The sequence below is a fragment of the Candidatus Pelagibacter sp. Uisw_099_02 genome, assembly GCF_047727625.1.
GTDB lineage: Bacteria > Pseudomonadota > Alphaproteobacteria > Pelagibacterales > Pelagibacteraceae > Pelagibacter.
Window position 1 is genome coordinate 774,659 of sequence record NZ_CP159822.1, and the last position, 25,394, is coordinate 800,052.

General features: G+C 26.8%; 23 protein-coding genes. 11 read left to right on the plus strand and 12 right to left on the minus strand.

Features of this window, described 5'->3' with window-relative positions; genetic code table 11:
- The first annotated feature begins 24 nt into the window (after positions 1-24).
- Complete coding sequence (gene tyrS / locus ABXT47_RS04290) at positions 25-1,254, plus strand: tyrosine--tRNA ligase (protein WP_415307899.1); 1,230 nt, start codon at positions 25-27, stop codon at positions 1,252-1,254.
- Here the strand turns inward: tyrS and ABXT47_RS04295 are convergent.
- The 3 genes from ABXT47_RS04295 to ABXT47_RS04305 all read right to left on the minus strand — a co-directional run bounded on the left by ABXT47_RS04295 (position 1,251) and on the right by ABXT47_RS04305 (position 6,877).
- Complete coding sequence (locus tag ABXT47_RS04295; protein ID WP_415307900.1) at positions 1,251-3,452, minus strand: hypothetical protein; 2,202 nt, start codon at positions 3,450-3,452, stop codon at positions 1,251-1,253. The two genes, tyrS and ABXT47_RS04295, sit on opposite strands and share 4 nt — an antisense overlap.
- Positions 3,449-4,544 (minus strand): peptide chain release factor 2 gene (gene prfB, locus ABXT47_RS04300; RefSeq protein ID WP_415307901.1). Its coding sequence is split into 2 segments (ribosomal slippage): positions 3,449-4,498 and positions 4,500-4,544, totalling 1,095 coding nucleotides; the frame shifts between segments, so codons are not numbered across the junction. Before prfB ends, ABXT47_RS04295 begins: the two co-directional genes overlap by 4 nt.
- On the minus strand, positions 4,544-6,877 hold the full coding sequence (locus ABXT47_RS04305; protein ID WP_415307902.1) for a penicillin-binding protein 1A: 2,334 nt from the start codon (positions 6,875-6,877) through the stop codon (positions 4,544-4,546). The genes prfB and ABXT47_RS04305 overlap by 1 nt, the downstream gene beginning before the upstream one ends.
- Positions 6,878-6,978: 101 nt before the next feature.
- Between ABXT47_RS04305 and ABXT47_RS04310 the strand changes: the two genes are divergently transcribed.
- Positions 6,979-8,826: an Rne/Rng family ribonuclease gene (locus tag ABXT47_RS04310; protein ID WP_415307903.1), complete on the plus strand. Its 1,848-nt coding sequence runs from the start codon at positions 6,979-6,981 to the stop codon at positions 8,824-8,826.
- Here ABXT47_RS04310 and ABXT47_RS04315 read toward each other — a convergent pair.
- Both ABXT47_RS04315 and thiS read right to left on the minus strand, forming a co-directional pair.
- The gene (locus tag ABXT47_RS04315) at positions 8,823-9,596 is read right to left on the minus strand and encodes a thiazole synthase (RefSeq protein WP_415307904.1); all 774 of its coding nucleotides are present in this window, start codon (positions 9,594-9,596) and stop codon (positions 8,823-8,825) included. The genes ABXT47_RS04310 and ABXT47_RS04315 overlap by 4 nt on opposite strands.
- A gap of 2 nt (positions 9,597-9,598) precedes the next feature.
- Positions 9,599-9,817: a sulfur carrier protein ThiS gene (gene thiS / locus ABXT47_RS04320; RefSeq protein ID WP_415307905.1), complete on the minus strand. Its 219-nt coding sequence runs from the start codon at positions 9,815-9,817 to the stop codon at positions 9,599-9,601.
- 16 nt (positions 9,818-9,833) lie between these two features.
- Between thiS and aroQ the strand changes: the two genes are divergently transcribed.
- Genes aroQ through accC form a run of 3 tightly spaced genes read left to right on the plus strand, consistent with a single transcriptional unit; the run spans position 9,834 to position 12,033 of the window.
- Positions 9,834-10,274, plus strand: coding sequence for a type II 3-dehydroquinate dehydratase (gene aroQ, locus ABXT47_RS04325; RefSeq protein ID WP_415307906.1), 441 nt, complete (start codon positions 9,834-9,836; stop codon positions 10,272-10,274).
- Complete coding sequence (locus ABXT47_RS04330) at positions 10,271-10,696, plus strand: acetyl-CoA carboxylase biotin carboxyl carrier protein (protein ID WP_415307907.1); 426 nt, start codon at positions 10,271-10,273, stop codon at positions 10,694-10,696. The genes aroQ and ABXT47_RS04330 overlap by 4 nt, the downstream gene beginning before the upstream one ends.
- Positions 10,696-12,033, plus strand: a complete 1,338-nt coding sequence (gene accC, locus ABXT47_RS04335) for an acetyl-CoA carboxylase biotin carboxylase subunit (RefSeq protein WP_415307908.1) — start codon at positions 10,696-10,698, stop codon at positions 12,031-12,033. The genes ABXT47_RS04330 and accC overlap by 1 nt, the downstream gene beginning before the upstream one ends.
- Here the strand turns inward: accC and ABXT47_RS04340 are convergent.
- Entirely contained in the window at positions 12,030-12,437 is a 408-nt protein-coding gene (locus ABXT47_RS04340; RefSeq protein ID WP_415307909.1) for a DUF2155 domain-containing protein, read from the minus strand. The genes accC and ABXT47_RS04340 overlap by 4 nt on opposite strands.
- Positions 12,397-12,756 (minus strand): NADH-ubiquinone oxidoreductase subunit NDUFA12 family protein, encoded by a 360-nt coding sequence (locus ABXT47_RS04345; protein WP_415307910.1) that lies wholly within the window; start codon positions 12,754-12,756, stop codon positions 12,397-12,399. Before ABXT47_RS04345 ends, ABXT47_RS04340 begins: the two co-directional genes overlap by 41 nt.
- 114 nt (positions 12,757-12,870) lie before the next feature.
- Here ABXT47_RS04345 and ABXT47_RS04350 point away from each other — a divergent pair, with 114 nt between their 5' ends.
- Entirely contained in the window at positions 12,871-13,692 is an 822-nt protein-coding gene (locus ABXT47_RS04350) for a ribonucleotide reductase (protein WP_415307911.1), read from the plus strand.
- A gap of 2 nt (positions 13,693-13,694) precedes the next feature.
- On the opposite strand, the gene aspS is transcribed toward ABXT47_RS04350, so the two are convergent.
- From aspS to ABXT47_RS04365, 3 genes are read right to left on the minus strand one after another with little or no spacing between them, the layout of a single operon-like run.
- The gene (gene aspS / locus ABXT47_RS04355) at positions 13,695-15,479 is read right to left on the minus strand and encodes an aspartate--tRNA ligase (RefSeq protein WP_415307912.1); all 1,785 of its coding nucleotides are present in this window, start codon (positions 15,477-15,479) and stop codon (positions 13,695-13,697) included.
- The gene (locus ABXT47_RS04360) at positions 15,480-16,142 is read right to left on the minus strand and encodes a DNA replication protein (RefSeq protein WP_415307913.1); all 663 of its coding nucleotides are present in this window, start codon (positions 16,140-16,142) and stop codon (positions 15,480-15,482) included.
- A complete protein-coding gene (locus ABXT47_RS04365; RefSeq protein ID WP_415307914.1) occupies positions 16,139-17,104 on the minus strand; it encodes a hypothetical protein in 966 nt (321 codons plus the stop codon). The genes ABXT47_RS04360 and ABXT47_RS04365 overlap by 4 nt, the downstream gene beginning before the upstream one ends.
- A gap of 125 nt (positions 17,105-17,229) precedes the next feature.
- On the opposite strand from ABXT47_RS04365, the gene purM reads away from it, so the two are divergent.
- Both purM and purN read left to right on the plus strand, forming a co-directional pair.
- The gene (gene purM / locus ABXT47_RS04370; RefSeq protein WP_415307915.1) at positions 17,230-18,258 is read left to right on the plus strand and encodes a phosphoribosylformylglycinamidine cyclo-ligase; all 1,029 of its coding nucleotides are present in this window, start codon (positions 17,230-17,232) and stop codon (positions 18,256-18,258) included.
- Positions 18,236-18,814, plus strand: coding sequence for a phosphoribosylglycinamide formyltransferase (purN, locus tag ABXT47_RS04375; RefSeq protein WP_415307916.1), 579 nt, complete (start codon positions 18,236-18,238; stop codon positions 18,812-18,814). Before purM ends, purN begins: the two co-directional genes overlap by 23 nt.
- Here purN and ndk read toward each other — a convergent pair.
- Positions 18,811-19,221: a nucleoside-diphosphate kinase gene (gene ndk, locus ABXT47_RS04380; RefSeq protein ID WP_415307917.1), complete on the minus strand. Its 411-nt coding sequence runs from the start codon at positions 19,219-19,221 to the stop codon at positions 18,811-18,813. The two genes, purN and ndk, sit on opposite strands and share 4 nt — an antisense overlap.
- Complete coding sequence (locus ABXT47_RS04385) at positions 19,214-20,671, minus strand: leucyl aminopeptidase (RefSeq protein ID WP_415307918.1); 1,458 nt, start codon at positions 20,669-20,671, stop codon at positions 19,214-19,216. The genes ndk and ABXT47_RS04385 overlap by 8 nt, the downstream gene beginning before the upstream one ends.
- A 60-nt stretch (positions 20,672-20,731) precedes the next feature.
- Between ABXT47_RS04385 and ABXT47_RS04390 the strand changes: the two genes are divergently transcribed.
- The 3 genes from ABXT47_RS04390 to ABXT47_RS04400 are packed head-to-tail and all read left to right on the plus strand — an operon-like array spanning position 20,732 to position 25,377.
- Complete coding sequence (locus ABXT47_RS04390; RefSeq protein WP_415307919.1) at positions 20,732-21,889, plus strand: LptF/LptG family permease; 1,158 nt, start codon at positions 20,732-20,734, stop codon at positions 21,887-21,889.
- 4 nt (positions 21,890-21,893) lie between these two features.
- A complete protein-coding gene (locus ABXT47_RS04395; protein WP_415307920.1) occupies positions 21,894-22,979 on the plus strand; it encodes an LptF/LptG family permease in 1,086 nt (361 codons plus the stop codon).
- Positions 22,969-25,377, plus strand: a complete 2,409-nt coding sequence (locus ABXT47_RS04400; RefSeq protein ID WP_415307921.1) for an LPS-assembly protein LptD — start codon at positions 22,969-22,971, stop codon at positions 25,375-25,377. Before ABXT47_RS04395 ends, ABXT47_RS04400 begins: the two co-directional genes overlap by 11 nt.
- The last annotated feature ends 17 nt before the right edge of the window (positions 25,378-25,394 follow it).

Sequence of the window (25,394 nt, forward strand, 5' to 3'; positions counted from 1 at the left end):
TTGTATATTGTAGTTAACATATTTATGAATAAATTTTTAACAGAATTTAAAGAAAGAGGTTTCTTCTACCAGTGCACAGGAGAAGAAAATTTATCCAAGTTGATGGATAAACAAAAAATTAATGCGTATATCGGATTTGATTGTACGGCAGAAAGCCTTCATGTTGGCAGTCTTCTACAAATTATGTGTTTAAGATTACTACAAAAACATGGTCATCGTCCAATTGTGTTGCTAGGTGGTGGAACAACTAGAATTGGAGATCCATCGGGAAAAGACAGAACTAGAACAATTTTATCTGAGGATGAAATCGAAAAAAATATTAACAATATTGAGAAAATACTAAAAACATTTTTAGATGACACGGACTCAAAAACTAAGCCAATATTTGTAAACAATTTTACTTGGCTAAAAAGTTTAAATTATATTTCTTTTTTAAGGGACATTGGGAAGCATTTTACAATTAATAAAATGTTAAGCTTTGATAGTGTAAAAACTAGATTGGAAAGAGAACAGTCATTAAGTTATATGGAATTTAATTATATGATTCTTCAAGCTTATGATTTTTTAGAATTAAATAAAAAAGAAAATTGTGTTTTGCAAATAGGTGGATCTGATCAATGGGGTAATATTGTAAATGGCGTAGACTTAATAAAACGACATTCAAACAAACAGGCTTATGGTTTAACAACACCACTTATAACTTTAGCATCTGGTGCCAAAATGGGCAAAACAGAATCGGGTGCTGTTTGGTTGGATGAAAAATTTCTTTCCTCTTATGATTATTGGCAATTTTGGAGAAATATAGATGACCGAGATGTTTTAAAATTTCTTAAAATTTTTACAGATTTAAATGTTGATGAAATTGAAAAAATTAAAAATAATAATATTAATGAATTAAAAATTTTGTTGGCAAATAAAGCAACTGAAATGTTGCATGGTGAACAAAATGCAAAAAATAGTGAAGAAACTGCTAAACAAACTTTCACTGACAATTCTGTGGGAGATAATCTACCTTCTATCTCAATAAATGAAAAAGAACTTAAAGCTAAAATAAATATTATTGATTTAATAATTTTATCTAAATTAGAAAATTCAAAAAGTGAGATAAGAAGATTAATTAAAGGAAATGGAGTTAAAATTAACAATCAAATTATTGGTAATGAAAAATTAATAGTTACTAAAGATTTATTTATAGATGATTTGATTAAACTTTCTTTGGGTAAAAAAAGACACATTAAAGTTAAATTAAATTAGTTCTTTTTAATCTTTTCTAAAGTTCTAGTTATAAACCTTGGGGTTAAAGTTTTGATCGGGTTTACAGAAGTTTTTAAGTCTTTTGGCCGACCTTTAATCTTGAAACTAACACCAAAAATACCCTCACCAGTCTTATCACCAATTAAAATTTTTCCTAACAAGGGTATGGATGCTATAGATCTGTTTATTGTTGTGGCTGGTACTAATGTACCTCTTAAGCTTACTAATTTTTTACTTTCAATATATCCATTCATTAAAATAGAAACAGCAGGACCGATTGCATACATTTCTTCGATTGTTGTAAGACCTTTTTTGTTTGAAAAATTCATTTCAAAATCAGTAAATCTTAAACCTTCACCAGTTAATAAGTCAGCCATTCCCTGCAAAGAAGCTAGACTCAAAAGCTTAGCAAAGATAGGTACTTCTTTAACTTTAAAGTTATCAATAACAAGAACTGAATTAGAGACTCCTTTTTTTTTAATGGAATAAAAATCTAAATTTCCTTCTTCAAATCCTTTAATAAAATCATATCTTTTAACTAAAGGTTTTGGGTAAGCTGTAAATAACTTAGTTACAGTTTCTGAGTTATTATTAGTTTTTATAGAAAAATTAATTTTTTTTTCATTTGGAAAAGTAGACTCTAATTTTAAATCATATATTTTATTATTAATAAAATTTATATTTCCATAAAGATTATTTATATAATTTACCTCATCAATATAAGTTTTTTTAATTTTAATATTAATCTTTGTATTTAGAGCCTTGAAGATAGATGGGCTTTCATCATCACTATCCATAATAGTATTGATTATTTTTGAAGCATCAAAACTATCTCCCTTAATTATAAAGTTTGAATTAACTTTTTTTAATTTAAATTTATTTAAAATCTTTTTATTATTTTCATAATCAATATCAAAATTTTCAATATTTATAATTTCAAAATCTTTATTTAAATCTAAATTTTTAATTAAAATTTCATTATTATTCTCTTTTAGATTAATTAAACTAAAATTTAAATAATCATCTTTTTTATAGTTGCCTTTAACTAAAATTAAAGATTTTAAATTTTCTTTTTTTTCATAGTCCAAGAAATTTATTATTAATGAATTATTATTTAAATCTATTTTTGAATCAAATGAAATATTATCTTTATCTTTTATTACACGGTATGATATTTTATCAGTTTTATTATCTAGTACAATATTACCCTTACCCTTTATATCAAATTTATCTTTATTATAATTAATAGCAATATTATGCTCTTCTAATTTTATCTCTTCAATAAAGCTTGGCAAATATGTTTTTAAATTTGAGTTTTTTTTATTAAAAATTAGTTTCTCTAAATCGATAATGGATTCAACTTTAAGATTATCAAATTTAAATTTTTTATTAATATTAAAAGAAAATTTGCTCTTCGAACTAAATTCAATTTTTTTTATGTCTGTGCTGTAAGGTAAATTAGAAAAGATTAACTTAAGCTCTTCGATATCAAAGTTTTTTTTGTCATTTAAAAATTGACCATTAACAAAAAATGAATTTTTCTTTTGTTTAATCTCAATTAAGGGAGACGTTATATTGATATTATTAATTTTAGAGTTTATTTTTTTTAATGAGTAAATATTTTTATCTATATTAAAGTTAAAATTTAAATTTTGAAATTTAATCTGATTAAGAATATTTAGATTTGCCTTCCTAACTGAACCTTCAATTTTATAGTTTTTTTTAATTTTTCCTTTTTTATTAAAGTTAAAACTGACATCTGCAGTTACCAATCCATCTCTAATAATTGTGCTTAAGACAAAAAGTTCTGGAGAATTTTGCAACATTCTACCTAACTCAATTATGTCATTAAGTTTAATTTCTTTTGTTCTAAATTTAAGAGAATTAATTGAAAATTGATTATCAATTATAGATTTTAAATTTACACTCGTTTGAATATCTTTTATTTCAAAACTTCTTTTTTCTATTGATATTTGCGGATTTTTAGTTTTTATATCTATAGTAAAATTGTAAGGGTTTAATAAATACTTTACATCACCTATTATGGTTAGGTTAATTTTTTTATTTATCTTTAAAACATTATTGGTAATTTGATTGTTAAATTTATCTGTTTTTAAACCAAAAATGCTTAAAAAAAAAATTGCTAACACTAAAATTGCAAGTACTATTAATATAATTTTAGATATCTTCTTAATCATTTTATTTTATACAATGAACTTTCTAAAAAGTCGTCTATTTCTCCATCTAATATTTTATCAGGATTTGAACTTTCAAAACTAGTTCGATTATCTTTAACCATTCTATATGGATGAAGAACATAAGATCTTATTTGGTGTCCCCAACCTATTTCTGATTTTGAAGACTCTACTGTTTGACTTTCTTTCTCTCTTTTTTTCATTTCAAAATCATAAAGCCTTGCTCTAAGCATATTCATACACGTATCTTTGTTTTTATGTTGTGACCTTTCATTTTGACATTGAACAACTATTTTAGATGGTATGTGTGTAATTCTCACGGCACTATCAGTTGTATTAACATGTTGTCCACCTGCCCCACTAGATCTGTACGTATCAATCCTTAAATCTTTTTCTATAATCTCAATATCTATATTTTCATCTACTACTGGATAAATCCAAACACTAGCAAAACTTGTATGTCGCCTTGCTCCAGAATCAAATGGAGAAATTCGCACCAATCTATGAATACCTGACTCTGCTTTTAACCATCCAAAAACGTAATCTCCTTCTATTTTTATTGTTGATGATTTTATGCCTGCTTCATCACCTTTGTGTTCACTTATTAACTGAGATTTAAAACCTTTAATAATAGACCATTTTAAATACATTCTTCTTAACATTTCAGCCCAGTCTTGACTTTCAGTGCCACCAGCTCCAGCATGAATTTCTATGTAACTATCAAAACTGTCAGTTTCATTTGATAAAAAGCATTTTGTTTCATTTTTTTTAGCTAATTTTTTTAAATCTTTAATATTCTCTAAAACATCAGAAATGATTATTTGATTTTTTTCTTCTAAAGCTAATTCATTTAGCTCATGAAGATCTATTAACGACTTTACAGAATTATCATATGAGTTTATTAAATCCTCATATAATTTTTTTTCTTTAATTACTTTCTGTGAATTTGATTTATCTTGCCAGAAACTACTCTCTAGCATTTTTTTATTATTTTCTTCTAATTTTGAATAAATATTATTTTTTTCAAAGATACTCCTTAACTCTTTGATTAATTTTTGTTATTTCAGATCTATGATTTAAATACTCATTTTCCATTAATAGAACCTTAATATATTATCATTTTTTAATCTATTATTAATATCTTTGTTTAAAACATTATTCATTTTAGTGTTTTTATAAGCTTCAATTATAGTAAATTTACTGTCTGATAAAGCTTTCTCACCACTTAATGGATCTATAACTTTCATTAAAATATTATCTGCCACTTTAAATGGCCTTGCGTCTTCTTTTTTTACTGCATTTTTTACAAAACTTTTAAATATTGGTAACGCAGTTTTTGCACCCGTTTCATACTTACCTAATGATTTAGGATTATCTGACCCAACATATACACCAATTGCAAGCTTTGAGGTAAAGCCAATAAACCAAGTGTCAGTATTGCCATTTGTTGTACCTGTTTTACCAGCTAAATCTAAATTAAGATCTTTTAATTTTTTTCCTGTTCCATTTTGAACGGTGCCTTCTAGTATTGAGGTCATCTGATAAGCTGTCTGGGGGGAAAATATTTGAAGAAATTCATCCTCTATTTCAGGATAATTTTCACTTAAAAAAGATATTTGATCGCAGTTTACACACTTTCTTTTTTCATTGTTAAAAATTGTATTCCCTTCACTATCTTGAATTCTATCAATCATAATTGGTTTTATTAATTTTCCACCATTAACAAATGAAGAATAGGCTGATGTAAGTTTTAACAGTGTTGTTTCAGCCGAACCCAAAGAAATTGATAAAAGCTCACTAGGGTTATCATAAATACCTAGCTGTTTTGAAAAATTAACTATTTTCTTTAAACCAAGATCTTGTGCAATTCTAACTGTCATTAGATTTCTAGATTTTTCCAATCCCATTCTTAATGTGGATGGCCCATAAAATTTTTTTCCATAATTTTCAGGTTTCCACATTTTTAAATCATATCCTTGCTCTAAAACTAATGGAGCATCTAAAATTAAAGTAGATGGTGTGTAACCATTTTCTAAAGCTAACGCGTAAATAAATGGTTTAAATGCTGAGCCCGGCTGCCTTAGTGCTTGAGTAGCTCTGTTAAACTCACTTTTTTTAAAGCTAAAACCTCCACTTAATGCCAAGACTCTACCTGTAAAAGGGTCCATTACAACTATACCTCCGTTTGCTAACGGTAATTGTCTTAGAGAAAATATATTATTATTTAAATTTTCTACATAAATTACATCTCCGACTTTTAAAATTTCATTAAATTCTTTTTTAATCCAAGATATGTTTTCATATTTAATAATACCATTAAGATTATTTTTGGTTTCAATTTCCACAGAAAATTTATCAACTTTTTTTATTATAGCTAAATTCCAATTAATTGACCCTTCTAATTCAAATTTTTCTAAATTACCTTTCCAGTTTGTTTTTTTTTTTCCTCTTAGAAGAGGTCCACGCCATCCTTTTCTTTTATCATAATCAATCAAACCTTCTCTTAAAGATTTTATAGCAATTTTTTGTAAACCTAGATTTATTGGAGTGCTTATATTTAATCCCTGCTTGTAAACTCTATCAAAACCAAGTTGGTCTACAACATTTTTTCTTATATCCTCAACATAGTAACTGGTGTCTTCCGTGAAAGTTTTTTTTCTTTTTTTTAGTATAATTTTTTTATTAAGAAATTTTTCGTATTCAGTTTTATTTATGTATTTATTTTCAAATAAATTTTTTAAAACCAAATCTCTTCTAAATTTAGCTAATTCTATATTTTTATAAGGGCTATATCTACTTGGTGCCTTTGGTAGCGCCGCTAATAAAGCGGCTTCTTCATAATTGAGTTCACTAATAGATTTATCAAAATATTCTAAGCTTGCAGAAGCTACTCCATAAGCTCCTCCTCCAAGATAAATCTGATTTAAATACAGTTCTAATATTCTTTCTTTCGAAAGTGCTCTTTCTATTCTAAAAGCTAAAATTGCTTCTTTTATCTTTCTATTAAAGCTAACTTCATTAGTTAATAAAAAATTTTTTGCGACCTGCTGTGTTATAGTTGATGCGCCTTCCAACCTTCTTGATGATGCAATATTTGAGATATTATTAACTATTGCCCTTAACACTCCTTTTGCATCAACACCTGGATGTGAGTAAAAATTTTTATCCTCAGCTGATAAGAAAGATCTGATTACTTTTTGAGATATTGTATTGTAGGGAACAAAAATTCTTTTTTCAGTTGAAAAATCATTAACTAGTTCTCCATCACCCGAATAAACTTTGCTTGAAACTGGTGGCTTGTAACTTTTAAGAAATTTGTAATCTGGTAAATTATTAGAAAAAGCCCATAAAACAGCCAATACAGAAAATGCACTTAATAGACCAAAGCTTATAATTAGTATAAATATATTTTTAAGAATTCGGTACATTTTAGTATAATATACATGTGAATTTGTTAAAGTTAAGGCACTCTGAATTCAAACAAAATTTAAAATTATTTAAATAAAATGAAACAACTAATCAAAAATATATGGAAAAAAATTTATACATTGATGCTTCGCATCCTAATGAAACTAAAGTCGTGCTTAAATCTGGTGATAATATTGAAGACTACGAATACGAAGGTTTAAAAAATAACCTAATCAAGAATAATATATACCTCGGAAAAGTTAGTCGAGTAGAGCCTTCTCTTCAAGCTGCCTTTATTGATTTTGGAAGAGATAGACATGGTTTTTTATCATTTAATGATATTCAGTCAGACTACTATCAAATCCCTCAAAGTGATTTAGCTAAAATAAAAGAGGAAGAAGAAAGAGAGAGAGAAGAGCTTTTAAAAGAAGGTGAAAAAGAAGAGCAAAAAAATATTAATGAAGGTAACTTAGAAATTAATGATCCAGTTGAGATAAAGTCTGAACCTGAAATAGAATTAAGCTCATCTGATGAAACAACTATAGTAGACGAATTAACTGATGGTGAAAATATTAATCAAGAGGTACAGATTCCTGAAATAAAAAAACCAACATCAAGATTTAGATCTAAACGATACAAAATTCAAGAAGTTATAAAGCCTAATCAAGTAATCTTGATACAGGTATTAAAAGATGAGAGAGGACAAAAAGGAGCTGCATTAAGTACTTTTATTTCTATTGCTGGAAAATATATTGTTTTAATGCCCAATACACCGAAAGGTGGTGGAATATCGAGAAAAATTTTTAATCCTGGTGAGAGAAAAAAAATTAGAACAATCTTAAATGATATAAGTATACCAAAAGAAATGGGTCTTATAGTCAGAACTGCAGGGTCGAACAAAACAAAAAATGACATAGATCATGATCTTCAAACATTATTAACAACTTGGAATGGAATTAAAGAAACTGCTTTAAATTCTATAGCACCATCTTTAATTCATCAAGAAAGTGATATTATAAAAAGAACTTTAAGAGATATGTATGATGATGATACTAATAGCATAGTGATTGAGGGTAATGATGGTTATAAAAAAGCTCAAAGTTTCATGAAATTAATGATGCCATCTCATGTTAAAAAAATAAAGAAATATAGAGAAAAAGTTCCCTTATTTTTTAAAGAGAATATTGAAGAAAAGTTAAACCAAATTTATGACTCGGAAATTAAATTAAAATCTGGAGGATACTTAGTGATTAATCCAACAGAAGCATTAGTTTCAATTGATATAAATTCAGGAAGCTCAATAAAACAAAAAAATGTTGAAAGTACTGCTTTAGATACAAATCTTGAAGCGGCAGAAGAAATATCTAGACAGATTAAAATCAGAGATTTATCTGGTTTAATAATTATTGATTTTATTGACATGCTAAGCTTTGGAAATAGAAGATTGGTTGAACGAAAACTTAAAGAGAAATGTAGAACTGATAGAGCAAGAATTCAAATAGGAAGAATTAGTACTTTTGGATTGTTGGAGATGTCTAGACAAAGACTTCGAGAAAGTGCTGTAAAATGGAAAGTTACTCTTACGGATGAATCTTTTGCTATGAAAATTCTTAAATTAGTAGAGGTTAAAGCTGTTTTAACAAAAGCAAAGTTTGTAGAACTGAAGATCTGTGAAAAAATATCAGACTTCATGAAGGAAAACTTCATTGAAGACTTGAAATACTTTGAGGAAAAAAACTTGATCAAAATAGATATAATTGCAGATAACTCTCTTATTATTCCTGAATATATAATTGATCTCCAAAATAAAACTAAAAAAACAATAGAAACTGTAGAGCATCTAGAAAAACTAAAAAATCTAGAGGAACAGAAAAAGGAGGTTAAATCTTTTGAAAATACAAATAAAAAAAAGCCTTTTAAGAAAAAACCTTTTTTTAAAAAGAAATTTTTTAAAAAACCAGCTGCTTAAATAATTCCAATTGTTGGTGAAGATGCATTACCATATATAGATTTTTTTATACGTCCTGCTAAAAAAGATTGTCTTCCAGCAATAACAGCATTTTTAAAAGCTGCTGCCATTTGAAATGGTTTTTTAGCTTTTGCGATTGCTGTATTGGCCAAAACTCCATCACAACCAAGCTCCATTGCAATTGCTGCATCTGATGCTTGACCTAAACCAGCATCAATGATTACAGGAAGTTTTGTCTGATTTCTTATAATTTTAATATTTGTTGAGTTTTGAATTCCAAGACCAGAACCTATAGGTGCTGCTAGAGGCATAATTGCACAAGCCCCCACATTTTCTAATCTTTTTGCCATTAAAGGATCATCACTGCAATACACCATCACTTTAAATCCTTCTTTAGTTAAAACTTCAGTAGATTTTAAAGTTTCAATCATATCAGGAAATAGATTTTTTTTATCTCCTAAAACTTCAAGTTTTACTAATTTCCAACCACCAATTTCTCTAGCTAACCTCAGTGTTCTGAGGGCTTCTTCAGAGCTAAAACACCCAGCTGTATTTGGTAGGTAAGTAATTTTTTTTGGATCTATATAATCCATTAATAATGGTTTTTTTTTATCTGAAATATTAACTCTCCTTACAGCAACCGTTACTATTTCAGCACCAGATAACTTTATAGCTTTTGCACATTCTGACATACTTTTATATTTTCCAGTACCAACTATTAATCTAGAAGTAAATTTTTTCGTAGCAATTATTAATTTATCTTTATTCATTTCTATCCACCTCCAATAAAATGAACTATCTCTATTTTATCATTTTTTTTTAGTTTAATTTTATAAGTTTTATTTTTATCTATTATTTCTTGATTCAATTCAATTGCTACTTTTTTTAGAGGAATTTTAAGTTGTTTTAGAAAAATTGAGAGGCTTAAATTTTCATTTATTGACGAAAATTTACCGTTTATCTTAATTTTTATTTTTTTTATTTTTTTCATAATGTATAAGAATCTGATGAGTAATAATATTATAATTATTAATGGTCCTAATCTTAATCTATTAGGTGAAAGAGAACAATCACAATATGGATCAATAACTTTTGATAAATTGAAAACAAATTGTTTAAGTAAAGCTATAGAATTAAATATTAATTTAGAGTTTTTTCAGTCAAATATAGAAGGTGAAATAGTTACGACCATACAAGAAGCTAAGAGTAAGTTTGATGGCATAATTATTAATGCTGCTGGCTTTACCCACACATCTGTTGCTATCAGGGATGCCTTAGATGTTTATAAAAAACCAATCATTGAACTTCACATATCAAATATATATAAAAGAGAGGAATTTAGACATAAATCCTTAATCAGTGATATTGCTAATGGTGGAATTTTTGGTTTAGGTGATAACGGTTATATTTTAGCCATAATTGCAATGCAAAACATGCTACAGAAATGAAAATAGATAAAAAAATTATTAAGGAATTAACTGAATACTTAAATGAATTTAATTTAACTGAAATTGAATACACAGACAAAGATACAAAAATCAAAGTATCAAAATCAAACTTAACTAGCTCAAATCAAGCTGTAAGTGTTGCCTCACCTACCCCAATATCTAACCCAACCAAATCTAAAGATGCATCCGGAACTGAAGTTAAGTCTCCGATTATAGGTACGGCTTATCTTGCAGCAGAACCTGGAGCTAAGAAGTTTGCGGAAGTTGGTAAAAAAATTAAAAAAGGCGAAACAGTTATGATAGTTGAGGCTATGAAAACTATGAATCATGTTCCTTCTACAGTAGATGGAACTATAAAAGAAATTTGTGTAGAAGACGGCCAACCAGTTGAGTATGGTCAAACTATTATCATTGTTGAATAATGTTTAAAAAAATTCTAATTGCAAACCGTGGGGAAATTGCAGTTAGGGTTATTCGTGCATGTAAGGAATGGGGAATAGCCACTGTTGCTGTTCACTCAGATGTAGATAGAGATAGTATGCATGTAAGACTTGCTGATGAAAGTGTTTGTATTGGATCTCATCAACCATCAAATAGTTATTTAAATGTTCCAGCGTTAATGTCTGCTGTCGAACTTACAAAAGCAGAGGCAGTTCACCCTGGGTATGGTTTTTTATCTGAAAATGCAAATTTTGCACGAGTATTAGAAGAGAATAACATTAAGTTTATTGGCGCGTCTTCAAAGCTTATAGAAATGATGGGAGATAAAATTCAAGCAAAGAAAATTGCTAAAGAGCATGGCCTACCTGTTATTGAGGGTTCTGAGGGTGGTATAACAGATATAAAAGCAGCTAAAGAACTTTGTAAAAAAATAGGTTTTCCAGTTTTGATTAAAGCATCTGCTGGTGGTGGTGGAAAAGGAATGAAAATTGTTCGTAAAGAAGAAGAATTTGAAACATTATTCTCGACAGCAAAATCTGAAGCCCAAAAGTATTTTGGTAACGATGAGATATATATTGAGAAATTTTTCCAAAATCCAAGACACATTGAGGTTCAAGTATTATCTGGAAAAAATAGAACTGTTCATTTGCATGAAAGAGACTGTTCTGTTCAAAGAAGACATCAAAAGTTAATAGAAGAAACTCCAAGCCCAGTTTTAACAGATCAGATCAGAAAAGATCTTTTTGAAAGAACTGTAAACATGGTCAGTAAAATTGGTTATGAGGGAGCTGGAACTGTTGAATTTATTTATGAAAATGGAAAATTTTATTTTTTAGAAATGAATACTAGAATTCAAGTGGAGCATCCAGTTACAGAAATGGTTACTGGTATTGATATAATTAAAGAGCAAATTTGGATAGCATACAATGGAGAAACAGCTCTTAAACAAAGCGACATTAATCCAAGAGGACATGCTATTGAGTGCAGAATTAATGCAGAAGATGCTAGTAAAAATTTTCAACCATCTCCTGGAACTATAGGGATGTGTCATCAGCCATCAGGTTTTAGGACAAGAGTAGACGGGGCAATTTTTCAAGGTTACAAAGTTACACCGTACTATGACAGTTTGGTTTGCAAAGTGATTACACATGGAAGAAATAGAACAGAGGCTATTCAGAGAATGAATCGTTCTTTAGATGAGTTTGTGATTGAAGGAATTACAACAACAATACCTCTTCACAAAATTCTACTTAACCACAAAAAATTTTTAGACTCAGATTTCAATGTGGGTTGGTTAGATAACGAAAAAGTTATTTAATAACATTTGGTAAGCCACATATCATAAACAGGATGATCAAATGGGTTGATTGCTGGACTTGATGAAAAAGTCCAACCATTGAATATAAAAACTTCATTGTTGTCTTCGCTTGTTAGATCTTTCACTTGAATATAAGCTGTTATCTCAGGGTTATCATCAAACTCTGAATTTTTACATTTTAAGCTTTTAATTAATAGATTTTTAAATTTTTTTTGCTCCCCTATCTTTAATTTTAAAAGGTTAGTTTTAGAACTAACTTTATCTAAAATTTTGATTTCAATAAACTTACCACTTAAGTCTTCTTGAGCATTAACAGATGATGAAATATTTATTAAAAAAAAATTAAATAAAATTAATATAAAATTAATTTTTCCAACTTGTGTATTTCTTTTTAATTTGTTCATTATTTCTATTTGGGTGATAAGCATTTTCTGTGCCTGTTTGATTCGACAGATGGGGTTTTTGCCAACTATATTTTTTTAAATCATGATTATTTTCAATTCTATTATTAGTAAAGTGCATCCACGAATACCATTCACTTGGTATTTTTGAGGCATCAATCTCTCCACTATAAATTATCCATCTTTTTCCAGTTTTATTCTGATAATATTTATTACCGATTGAGTCTTTTCCAACTAACTTACCTGAAAAAATTGTTTTTAATTTTGTTCCCAGTGTTTCTTGATTCCACCAAATGAAAATTTTTTTTAAAAATGTCAACATGTAATTTTACCTATTCTTCAATCTTAAATTGTATAATATAAATTAGACTAAAGTATGGATTTGTATATAAATTAATTATCTTAAGATTCATAACAAAAATTAAAAAAAGGAAAAATGGCAAAATATTTAGTAGAAACTTATTATACATGTAGCTTTAAAGTTAATCATTATCTGGATGATATTAATGAAACCGAGTTAGCAAACCTTGAAAAGCGTGATGATGGTAAATTTGAAGTTCTAGATGTTAAGCTTGATACGAGAAAAACAAAAAGCTTAGATCCAAATAATAAAGTAATTGAGCCTAAAAAATTAGATATTATAACTGAACAAAGCCAACCCAAAATTGTTTCAAAAGAAAATAATACTGCTTTTGTTAAACAGATTAACGAAGGTGTGGGTAAAAGATTTAGCATGCCTGATAGAAGAAAAGGTTATATTCAAAAAGCTACCATTGGTGACCATAAAGTTTATTTGCATACTGGTGAGTATGAAGATGGTAAAATTGGTGAAATTTTCATAGATACAAGCAAAGAAGGAGAATTGGTAAAAGCTTTGATGAATAATTTTGCAATAGCAATATCACTTGGTCTGCAATATGGTGTTCCTTTAGATGAGTTTATTAGTGCTTATGTTGATACTAAATTTGAACCATCTGGAAAAGTTCATGGTAATGATAGAATAATGAGTGCCTCTTCAATACTTGATTATATATTTAGAGAACTTGCTATTTCGTATCAAAATAGAGAAGATCTAGCACACACTCCATCTATTGGTGGCTCAGATAGATCTTTGCCAGAAGAAGAAAATACCGAAGATCAAAATCAATTACTTAAAATTATAAAAGATGTTACTAGCAAAGGCTTTGTTAGAAATAACTACAAAAAAAATCTTGTTGATTTATCTGATGTTAAAATAAATTTAAAAGGTAAAAAATAATATTATTTTTTACCTTTTAAGGCTAGACCAAGTTCTTTAAGTTGCTCTTCATTTACTTCTGATGGAGCATTCATCATTAAGTCTTGAGCATTTTGATTCATTGGAAACATTGTAACCTCTCTAATATTCTTCTCATTTGCTAAAAGCATCACAATTCTATCAATACCAGGTGCTATTCCACCATGTGGTGGTGCTCCATAACTAAGAGCATTTATCATTCCACTAAATTTTTCATCAACTTGTTCTTTTTGATAGCCAGCAATTGAGAATAATCTATACATTAATTCAGGTATATGATTTCTAATTGCACCAGAGGATAACTCTATACCATTACAGACAATGTCGTACTGATAGGCTTTAATATTAAGGGGATTATCAAAATCGATATCTTTTATATTTCCTTGAGGCATTGAAAATGGATTGTGGCTAAATTCAATTTTATTAGTAACTTCATTTTTTTCAAACATAGGGTAATCAATAATCCAACAAAATGCGAAAGTATTTTCATCTATTAAGTCTAAATCTTTAGCAATTTTATCTCTAGCTTGAGAGGTAATTTTTTCAACATCATTTATTTTTCCACAAGCAAAAAATATACTATCACCTACTTCAGCTCCAGTAATTTTCATAATTTCAACTAAAGATTCTTGGGAGAAAAACTTACCTACAGGTCCCTTGGCTGAGATATTTTCATTTTTTTCAATTGTAAAATAAGCAAGACCAGATGCACCTTGTTCCTTCGCCCATTTATCAACATTATCAAAAAAACTTCTAGGTTTTTCTTTTGTATTCTTCGTTACTATGCATCTTACTTTAGAGCCAGATTTTACAAGTTTTTTGAATATTTCAAAACTAACATCATCACGTGTAAATATGTCTGATAAATCATAAATGATTAATGGGTTTCTTAAGTCAGGTTTATCAGATCCATACTTAAGCATAGTTTCGTCATAGGGTATTCTTGGAAATTTCTCATGCATTAACTTTTTTGAAGAAAAGTTTTTAAAAACATTAACTATTAATTTTTCAACAACTTGAAATACATCTTCTTGTTCAATAAATGACATCTCTAAGTCAAGTTGGTAGAATTCGCCAGGACTTCTATCGGCTCTAGCATCTTCATCTCTAAAACATGGGGCAATTTGAAAATATTTATCAAATCCAGATACCATTATTAATTGTTTAAATTGTTGAGGTGCCTGTGGTAAAGCATAAAATTTTCCAGGATTTAATCTACTCGGTACCAAAAAATCTCTAGCACCTTCTGGGCTTGAAGATGTAAGTATTGGAGTTTGAAATTCTAGAAAACCTAATTTGAACATCTCATTTCTGATAAATGAAATAACTTTTGATCTTAAAATAATATTATCATGGATTTTTTTTCTTCTTAGATCAAGAAATCTATACTTAAGTCTAATTTCTTCAGCATATTCTTGGTCACTAAATACAGGCATTGGAAGTTCTTTACATGTGCCTAGTATTTCAAATTTATCAATATTAACTTCTATCTCTCCAGTTTGAAGTTCAGAGTTAATAGTGTCAGTACTTCTCTTAACAACTTTTCCATTAATCTTAATTACACTTTCTAACTGAATTTTTTCTAATAATTTAAAACTTTCATTGCTTTTATCAACAATGCATTGAGTCATTCCATAATTATCTCTTAAATCTATAAATAAAAGATTTCCATGGTCTCTCTTTTTATTGATCCATCCTGATAGTATGATTTGTTGACCATTATTATCACTATTTAATTCACTACAATTATGTGTTCTATATTTATTCACTTATTCCTCTAATGCTTCATTTATAATCTTAAAGTCGATTGATTTTTTCTTTTTTAAACTAATCTTGTCAATTTTATATATGAATTCAAATATTTTGCCATACGATCTCTCAATTCTTTTAATAATAAAATCAATCAATTTTTTATCTAAGGTAATCTGTCTATCAGATAAATTTTTTAGCACTAAAGCAAACATTAATTCATCATCAGGGTTTGCAATTTTTGTTAAAAGACAATTTTTAGTTCTTGATTTAAGATCTTCTAATTTAAAGTTAATTTCAACTATTGGCTCACAAGATGTAATTATTAAAAATTTATTATCTTGATCAATTATATTAAAAAGTGTGTACATAAGTTTTTCATCTATGTTTAATGTCAAATTATCTAAAACAACATTTTGATAAGGCTTAATTGCTTTTAAATTATCATCATTGAGCAAATTTGGTTCAATTATAATTCCACCAAATTTTTTCAAAAAAATGTTAGTTAAATGAGTTTTGCCAGAAAATTTTTCTCCACTAATATTTAAAAAATTTTTTTCCCATTTCGGCCACTTATTAATTAATTCAAAAGAATGATAGTTACTTTTCCCAACATAAAAATCGTCATCTTTGAAATTTTGTTCATAATCAAAATCTAATAATAATTGGTTTAAACTTTTCATTTAACTGCCCAAACATTATTTTCCATTATTAAATTAAAATTTTTTTTATTCATATCATTAAGAAAGGTTTTTGGAGAACCATTATAAATTATTCTATATTGAGTAAATTTGTTATCAAATTTAAGTATATAAAAGTTCGATATCAAATCAATATTAGCAAGTGTCTCTTCCAAGGACATTAGTTTTTTATAATTGATTGATTCTATAGAAATAGTCAAAGGAAGCTTTATAGATGTGTTTATCTCATTATTTTTTTTCCATTCATCTTCATAAATACTCTTTAAATTTTTTAAAATTTTATTAATGTCATTTTCTTGAGTTAAATCAAGATTGGAATAATTTTGATTATTTATTTTTAAAGAATTATTTAGATTAATTTTTGAAAGTATTTTTACATCATTTTTATTTTTATATATTATAGATATTATGTAATCATTTAAATCATACTTTTTTATTAAATCTATAAAATCATATGACTCAATTGAACTTGACATCATTTGAAGTTTGATCAAATCTTCAAGGTCATCACTTGGTAATAAATAGTCTAGTAATTGATAATTATTTTTTTCATCATTCCATTTCTCATAAAAAATATTAGAATTAAACAAATTAATACTCTCATTTTTTGTATCCACTAATATTGGGATCAATAAAACTTTATTTCTTATTGGTATTGATGGAAATATATTTCTTTTTTCTAAAAAATTTAAAATTTTTTTTTTGTTAAAAGTAGTTTCAAGCTTTGCAAAATATTCATTATTAATAAATTTTTCATCACTTATTGTAAAGGAATCGATCATGCCTTTGAGTTCTTTAATTTTAATATTCTTAATTTTATTTTTATCACCTGAGGTTGTAATCATGGAGAGTAAGTTTGAAAAAGAAGCTTTGAAACCCTCGTCTATGACACTGCTTTTCTTAAAATTTAGCTCAAATGGAGATGAAATATCAATATCAGTCACTTTAAAAGTATTTGCACTCAAAAAAGTTGTGGAAAAAATTATTATAAATAGAACCAATGAAATAAAAAATATATATACTTTTTGTAATCTTAACATTTTATTAATAATTTGCATATTTTATACTAATGAAAAAAAAAAAATTTACCTATAAAAAAAGTGGTGTAAACATAAATGCAGCTGACAACTTTGTTAAATTTATTTCTTCAATTTCATCAAAAAATAAAGGCAAAAAAAAGTTGAACAACATAGGTAGTTTTGGTTCAATTTCTAGCATCCCAAAAAATTTAAAAAACCCCAAAATTGTTGCTTGCACTGATGGCGTTGGTACAAAAGTAGAAATAGCAAATTTACTCAATAAATATGATACAATTGGCATTGATTTAGTGGCAATGAGTGTAAACGACTTAATTGTTCAAGGAGCCAGACCATTATTATTTTTAGATTATATTTCAATTAATAAGATTAATTTAAAAAAATTAAAATCTATCTTAAAAGGAATAGTAAAAGGTTGCAAAATTTCTAACTGTGAATTAGTTGGTGGTGAAACTGCAGAAATGCCTGGTACCTATGAAAAAGGTAAATTTGATATAGCAGGTTTTGCTGTAGGGTTAGTTGATGAAAAGAAAATTCTCTACAAAAAAAATATTAAAAAAAATGACTTGGTGTTAGCTATACCTTCAAGTGGAATTCATTCTAATGGTTATTCTTTAGTTAGATATATTTTAAAGAAAGGAAAAATAAATTTAAAAAATGATCCATTTTTGAAAAAAGAATTATTAAAACCAACAAAGATTTATGTGAAAGAGGTTTTGAACCTAATTGATAAAAACTTTTTAAAAGGCTGTGCAAATATAACTGGTGGTGGATTAGCAGATAACATTAAAAGAATTATGCCAAATGGATTGGTTGCTAATATAGACTTAGGTAAGGTTAAAACTAAAAAAATTTTTAAATGGTTAAAGAAAAACAATATTGAAGATAGGGAAATGTTAAAAACATTTAATTGTGGAGTTGGTTTTTGTTTAATAATTAAACCAAATAATCTAAAAAAAATTACAAAATTTTTTACAAAAGAATTTAAACCTTATGTTATTGGAAAAATAACTGCTGGAAAAAATAAAGTTAAGCTTAATGGAAAAATTGACTGGTCTTAAAAAGATAAAAACTGCAGTTTTTATTTCAGGAAAAGGAAGTAATTTAAAAAATATAATAAGATTTTCTAAGATAAAAAAATCACCTATCTCAATAAATGTAATTATTTCTAATACCAATAAAGCTAGGGGCTTGAATTTTGCCAATCAATCCAAAATTAGTAAAAAAATATTTGATTATAAAAATGTTAATTTTGCAGAAAATCAAATATTAAAATTTTTAAAAAAAAAAAAAATAAAATTTATTTGCTTGGCTGGTTTTATGAAAATTCTATCTAAAGGATTTATTAAAAAATTTGATGGTAAGATAATTAATATACATCCATCTTTACTTCCAAAATATAAAGGTCTTGATACTCACAATAGAGCTATCAAAAATAAAGAAAAATTTGCAGGATGCACTGTTCATTATGTAACTGCTAAATTAGATTCTGGAAAAATAATATTGCAAAAAAAAATTAAAATAACAAGTAAAGATAATCCTAAAACTTTAGCAAAAAAAGTTTTGAAGCAAGAGCATAAATTATATCCTGCTGCTATTAAGAAAATTTTTTATTAATCTTTAAAAAAGAAATCAATTTCTATTTTGGCATTTTCAACACTATCAGATCCATGTACTGAATTTTTATCAATAGAAATTCCATATTTTTTTCTTATAGTGCCTTCTGCGGCTTCTTCAGGCTTAGTTGCTCCCATCAACTCTCTATTTGCCAAAACTGCATTCTCTTTTTCAAGCACCATCACAACTATTGGCCCGGATGATAAATATGTGCATAAATCGTTATAAAATGGTTTTGTTTCATGAACCTTGTAAAATTGTTCTGCTTCAGATTTAGCTATTTGGATTTTTTTATCTTTAACAATATTAAAACCTTTATTTTTAAACATTTCCTTAATTTCATTGTCTAAATTTCTTTCTACTGCATCTGGTTTAATAATTGATAGTGTTTGCTCTATATTACTCATAATCATCCTCTATTAGTTTATTTAATAATCTTACTCCATAACCGGTTGCTCCACCTGAGTTTAAAGCTCCACCATATTTTGAAAAAGCCATACCCGCTATATCTAGATGAGCCCAAGGTGTCTTGTTTAGAATAAATCTTTGTAAAAATTGTGCTGCAGTTGTTGATCCTGCTCCACCAACATAATTTATATTTTGCATATCAGCATTTTTTGAGTCTATAAGCTTATCAAAGTTTTTATGTAGAGGCATTCTCCATAATTTTTCATTAACCTTCTCACCTGCTGTTAATAATTGTTTTGATAATTTTTCATCATTTGAAAATAACCCTGCATATTCAGACCCTAATGAAACTATAATTGCACCTGTTAAAGTTGCTAAATCAACAATAAATTTAGGTTTAAATTTTTTCTCAGTAAATGTTAATGCATCAGCCAAAACTAATCTACCTTCAGCATCTGTATTTAATATTTCAATTGTTTTACCACTATAAGATTTAACGATATCTCCAGGTCTTTGAGCATTTCCACTTACCATATTTTCTACAAGTCCAACAACACCAACTGCATTAATTTTAGATTTTCTTAATGCAAGGTTCATCATTAAACCAACCACCGTAGCTGATCCTGCCATATCATAGGTCATGTCTTCCATGAATTTTGCTGGTTTTAATGAATAACCACCTGTGTCAAAACAAACTCCTTTTCCTACAAATGCTAAAGGTCTAGAATTATTTTTTGCACCATTCCATTCCATTGTTACTAGGTATGATCCTCTAACACTTCCCTGTCCTACACCAAGTAAAGCATTCATGCCCAATTTCTTTAATTTTTTATTGTCATATATATTTATTTTTAAACCAAATTTTTTTAATGAATTTATTCTTTTTGCATATTCATCTGGATGTAAAATATTTCCTGGCTCAGACACTAAGTCTCTAGCAAAAAAAGTTCCTTCTTCAAGAGCTTTAAACTTTACTTCATTTTTAAAAGTTAATTTACTTTTTTTACCAATTATATTTACTAAAAATGATTTTTTTTCTTTTTTAGATTTATAGATGTTAAATTCGTAGGATTTTAATTTTAAGCCGTGAAGAAAATAACCTATAAAATCTTCTATTTTACTTTTTATGCTATCAGCATTTATTGTAAATTCACCTTTATTTCTATAATTAATATATGAGTAGAATTCTGCTCCTAAATTTTCTACATCAGTAGTTTCTAGGTTGTTTTTAATAGATATTAAAATTATCTTTTTTTTAGAATTTACCTCAAAAACTAATAGATTTTTTTTTAAATCACTTGTTTTTAATAAGTCATTTATGTAAGAAAACTCTGAATTAGAAATATATTTTTTTAATTTAATTGTATTGAACTTTTCATCGACAAACAAAACAACATTAGTTGAAGGTTTTTTCGGTGCATTATTTTTATAAGATATTTGAATAGACATAGATTTTTAAATACATACCATAAGTTGAATGTTATATATGTATAAAAATTAATAATTTCAATGAAAAAAATTTATTTTAAATTTATAAGCGACGTCACTATTTTTTTTATACTTTCAGTCATGAGTGTGGCTGCAATTGTTTGGGTAATACAGGCTGTAAATTTTTTAGATTTTGTTTCGGAAGATGGGCACAGCTTTTCCACTTATTTTAATTATACCCTTCTAATATTCCCAAAAATTATTGGTAAAATATACCCATTTGTCTTTTTTCTATCATTATTTTTCATAATTGTGAGATATGAAAATAATAATGAACTAATTATTTTTTGGACACATGGGGTTACAAAAAAAAAAATAGTAAATTTAGTCATTAAATATTCTTTAATAGCCTCATTAACACTTTTAATTCTAACTACATATATTATCCCAAATTCTCAAGATAGTGCTAGGTCACATATAAGAGCATCTGGTCTAGACTTATTTCCTTCCTTAATTAAAGAAGGGAATTTTAATGATACAGTCTCTAATTTGACTGTGTTTGTAGAAGAAAAAAATAAATATGGAGAATTAAAAAATATTTTTTTAAAAAACTCAATAATGTCTGTTGATAATTCAGAAAAAAATGGATTTAACATTATATTTGCAGAAAGAGGTTATTTTAAAAATAGTAACCAAAACAATTTCCTAACCCTACTAGATGGTACTTTTTTATTAAGTGAAGACTCAAAATTTACTAGTTTTACTTTTGAAAAAATAGATTTTGATCTTTCAAAATACTCAACTAAAACTATCACTTACACTAAAATTCAGGAAGTTCAATCATCCTATCTCTTTAATTGTATCTATCGCATAAAAACAAATGCTCAATCAGAAAGAAGACAGGCTTTTATTAAATTTAAAGATTCATTTGACAGATGTAATGAGAAATTTATTCCTGAGGCTGTTCAAGAACTTTTTGAAAGAATAATTGTAGCTTTTTATATTCCTGTATTGGCACTAATTAGTGCATTGCTTTTATTATTATCTAAAGATCAACTCAATTATAAAAGACAAAAATTTATTATATTTCTTTTTTCACTTGTGACTATTGTTGTTCATGAAATTTCATCTCAGTACTTTATATCAAACATAATTACTAACATTTTATTTTTATCTCTTCCTTTTTTAATGTGGTTAAATATATATTTTTTTATAAACAGAAAGCTCAAAATAAACTAAACAAATGATTTTAAAAACATACGTCAAATATATAACAAAAACATATTTAGAAAACTTTGTAAGGGTTTTTTTTATTTTTTTTAGTTTAATTTTTATTTTAAATATATTTGAGGAAATAAGTCATTTTAAAGATACGGAAAAATCAATTTTTTTTATGATCTTTATGACTTTATTAAATGTACCATCTATATTATTTCTTATTACACCATTTATTTTTTTAATATCTACTCAATTCTTTTTTTTAGACATATTTAGTAAGGACGAACTTATTGTTTTTAAATCTTATGGACTAAGTAATATAAAAATACTTAAAACTATATTATCCATATCATTAATATTGGCTCTATTGCTTACAATTTTTCTTTACAGTTTTTCTTCAAAATTACAATTTATATACCTAGACTTTAAAAATAAGCACTCCCAGGATAATAAATACCTTGCTGTTGTAACAGAAAATGGCCTTTGGATTAAGGATGAAGCAAATGGAAATATAAACTTAATCAATGCCTACAAAATGGATGAAAATATTCTACGTGGTGTCACTATAACTATTTTAAATAAACAATTTGAATTAATTGAAAATATTACTAGTAACGAAGTTGATATTACTAAAACTAAATGGATAATCAAAAATGCTAAAGTAGTAAAATTTGATTCAACGGTTATAGATAGTAAAAATGAAATTCTCTTTCAAACAAATCTTGATTATAAAAAGATAAATAGTTTATTTTCAAATTTATCCTCACTATCTTTTTTAGAATTAAAAAAATTAAAAAAGAGTTATACTGATCTTGGATACTCAACGGATGATTTAGACTTACATACCCAGAAGCTTTATTCACACCCTATTTTTATGGTATTAATGACTTTATTGGCTAGTATAATAATGCTTAATGTAAAAAGATCGCAAGAAAATTATTTTTATATTATATTAGGAGTTTCAATTTCTGTAATGACATATTATATAATTTACTTATTTAATTTACTTGGATTAAATGGAAGACTTCCCATTACTTTTTCAGTTTGGATTCCATTACTGATAATAGCGCTAATGAGTTCAATAGGTATGGTTAGGTTAAATGAAAAATAATAGTTTTAAAAAAATCTCAATTATATTATTTTTTTTTATACTTATATTAAATTCAATTTCTCAATCTAGTGAATTTGAGTTTAATGGTAAAGAAATAGACATTGTAGATAATGGGAAAAAAATATTAGGCTATAATGGGATAGAAATTTTTTTAAATAATAAAAAACAAAAAATTACTGCAAATAAATTTAAGTACGATAAAATAAAAAAAACACTCACTATAATTGGAAAAATTAAATTTATTGATACGAGTGCTGAAATAGAAATTTTATCAGATGAGGCGGTTTATAACGAAGAAAAAAAAAGCTACGAATTTGAGGGTAATGTAGAGGCAAAATTTTTAAATAAATATTTTTTAACAACAGAACAAGTGACATATAATAAGTTAAAAGGTTTAGTTTCATCTAATGTTGCAACCGAAATAAATGACAATCTGGATAATCAATTTATAGTATCAAGTTTTAAATACTTTAGACTTTTAAATCAAATCAATGCAAATAGTGTCAAATACATTGATGCACAAAAAAATAGATATTCCTTAGATGAAGCTATCCTAGACTTAAACTCAAGTAAAATTTTAGGTAAAGATATTGCAATAAACTTTAATAATAATTTTTTTGGCAACCCTAAAAATAGTCCTAGAGTCAAGGGGGCTAGTATTTTTGCAGATAATAATTTAAGTAAAATCTCTAAAGGTACTTTTACAACATGTAAAAAAAGTGAAAAATGTCCCCCTTGGGTCATTTCAGCAGAGGAAGTTGAACACAATAAAAAAGAAAAAACAATAAATTATAAAAATGCTTGGTTAAAAATCTACGATAAACCTGTTTTATATTTCCCAAAATTTTACCACCCAGATCCAACAGTAAAAAGACAATCTGGTTATCTAATGCCACTATATGCCAACTCTAGTTCCACAGGTTCTTCAGTCCACATTCCTTATTATAAAGTTCTAGGTGATCATAACGACCTTACATTTAAACCTAGAATTTACTCAAATGAGTCATTACTTATACAAAATGAATATCGTCATTATACAAGAAAGTCTAAAAACATAATTGATGCAAGTTTTCTTAAAAAACAAAGTTTAAACTTTTCTAAAAATCAGACTACAACTCATTTTTTTTCTAATTCTATAATAGATTTTGATTCTTCAGAGTTTGAAGAAATGACACTGGAGATTAATTTACAGAACACTTCGAATAATACTTATTTAAAAACATATAAAATAGACTCACCTTTAATAGATAACAATTCTACTTTAAATTCTTATTTAAATTTGTATGGGTCAGCTGAAAAAACAACTTTCGATATCTCGATCGATTCATATGAGGATCTGACGAAGAAAAATGAAAGTGACAAGTATACTTTCATTTACCCTAGTTTTGAAGTTGAAAGACAGTTAGAAAGTAACTTTAGTTTACCTGGAAATTTTACTTTAAAAACTGAGGGTTATCAAAAAAAATATAATACCAATGCATATGATGGTGTTTTAATAAATGATCTCTTATATTCTAATACTTATTTTGACAAAGGGATCAAGAATGATTTTTATGCGCTGCTAAAAAATGTTAATAGTAAAGGTGTAAATTCTACTACTTTTAAAAATAAAGAAGACGCACAGCTACTTCCATTAGCTTCATATAAGTTATCTTACCCATTATCGAAAAAAAACCTTTTATCAAAAAATTTATTCACACCTACTACTTCTCTTAATTTTAGTCCCACTAAAAATGAAAGTTTAACTAAAAATGATGAAAGAATTGATATTAATAATGTCTTTTCATTTAATAGAATAGGTACATCGGACGCAGTGGAAAGTGGTTTGTCCATTGCAGTAGGAGGAAAATATAAAAAAGAATATCTCAAATCAGATAAGTACTTCTCTTTTAATATTGCACAAAACTATAGATATAAAAAGAATGATGATCTGCCAATAAATGGCTCTATAGGTAAAAAGTCATCTGATATTTTTGCTAACATAGAGTACAACCTAAATGACAGCTTTAACCTTAAATATGATTTTAACATGAAAGAAAACTTAAAAAAATCAAATTATGACTTAATATCTACAAAATTTAGTTTTGATAATTTCGTAACAACATTCGAATATTTGGATGAAAAAAATAGTATAAATAAAAATAGCTTCATAAGTAATAAAACTTCATTGTTAATTGATGAAAACAATACTTTGAGCTTTGGAACAAGAAAGAATAGAAAAATTAATTTAACAGAATATTATGATTTAATTTATCAGTATACAAATGATTGTCTTGAAGCAGGTATTGCCTACAAAAAAGAATATTATAACGATAGTGATTTAAAATCGGAAGAACAAATTTATTTCACACTAACAGTTATGCCATTTGGCAAAATAAAATCTCCAAGGTTAAAATAATGTATAGAGTTCTAAAG

Coding starts and splice junctions, on each gene's coding strand:
- tyrS (WP_415307899.1), top strand. CDS start 25: ATGAATAAATTTTTAACAGAATTTAAAGAAAGAGGTTTCTTCTACCAG.
- ABXT47_RS04295 (WP_415307900.1), bottom strand. CDS start 3,452: ATGATTAAGAAGATATCTAAAATTATATTAATAGTACTTGCAATTTTA.
- ABXT47_RS04305 (WP_415307902.1), bottom strand. CDS start 6,877: ATGTACCGAATTCTTAAAAATATATTTATACTAATTATAAGCTTTGGT.
- ABXT47_RS04310 (WP_415307903.1), top strand. CDS start 6,979: ATGGAAAAAAATTTATACATTGATGCTTCGCATCCTAATGAAACTAAA.
- ABXT47_RS04315 (WP_415307904.1), bottom strand. CDS start 9,596: ATGAATAAAGATAAATTAATAATTGCTACGAAAAAATTTACTTCTAGA.
- thiS (WP_415307905.1), bottom strand. CDS start 9,817: ATGAAAAAAATAAAAAAAATAAAAATTAAGATAAACGGTAAATTTTCG.
- aroQ (WP_415307906.1), top strand. CDS start 9,834: ATGAGTAATAATATTATAATTATTAATGGTCCTAATCTTAATCTATTA.
- ABXT47_RS04330 (WP_415307907.1), top strand. CDS start 10,271: ATGAAAATAGATAAAAAAATTATTAAGGAATTAACTGAATACTTAAAT.
- accC (WP_415307908.1), top strand. CDS start 10,696: ATGTTTAAAAAAATTCTAATTGCAAACCGTGGGGAAATTGCAGTTAGG.
- ABXT47_RS04340 (WP_415307909.1), bottom strand. CDS start 12,437: ATGAACAAATTAAAAAGAAATACACAAGTTGGAAAAATTAATTTTATA.
- ABXT47_RS04345 (WP_415307910.1), bottom strand. CDS start 12,756: ATGTTGACATTTTTAAAAAAAATTTTCATTTGGTGGAATCAAGAAACA.
- ABXT47_RS04350 (WP_415307911.1), top strand. CDS start 12,871: ATGGCAAAATATTTAGTAGAAACTTATTATACATGTAGCTTTAAAGTT.
- ABXT47_RS04360 (WP_415307913.1), bottom strand. CDS start 16,142: ATGAAAAGTTTAAACCAATTATTATTAGATTTTGATTATGAACAAAAT.
- purM (WP_415307915.1), top strand. CDS start 17,230: ATGAAAAAAAAAAAATTTACCTATAAAAAAAGTGGTGTAAACATAAAT.
- purN (WP_415307916.1), top strand. CDS start 18,236: ATGGAAAAATTGACTGGTCTTAAAAAGATAAAAACTGCAGTTTTTATT.
- ndk (WP_415307917.1), bottom strand. CDS start 19,221: ATGAGTAATATAGAGCAAACACTATCAATTATTAAACCAGATGCAGTA.
- ABXT47_RS04385 (WP_415307918.1), bottom strand. CDS start 20,671: ATGTCTATTCAAATATCTTATAAAAATAATGCACCGAAAAAACCTTCA.
- ABXT47_RS04390 (WP_415307919.1), top strand. CDS start 20,732: ATGAAAAAAATTTATTTTAAATTTATAAGCGACGTCACTATTTTTTTT.
- ABXT47_RS04395 (WP_415307920.1), top strand. CDS start 21,894: ATGATTTTAAAAACATACGTCAAATATATAACAAAAACATATTTAGAA.
- ABXT47_RS04400 (WP_415307921.1), top strand. CDS start 22,969: ATGAAAAATAATAGTTTTAAAAAAATCTCAATTATATTATTTTTTTTT.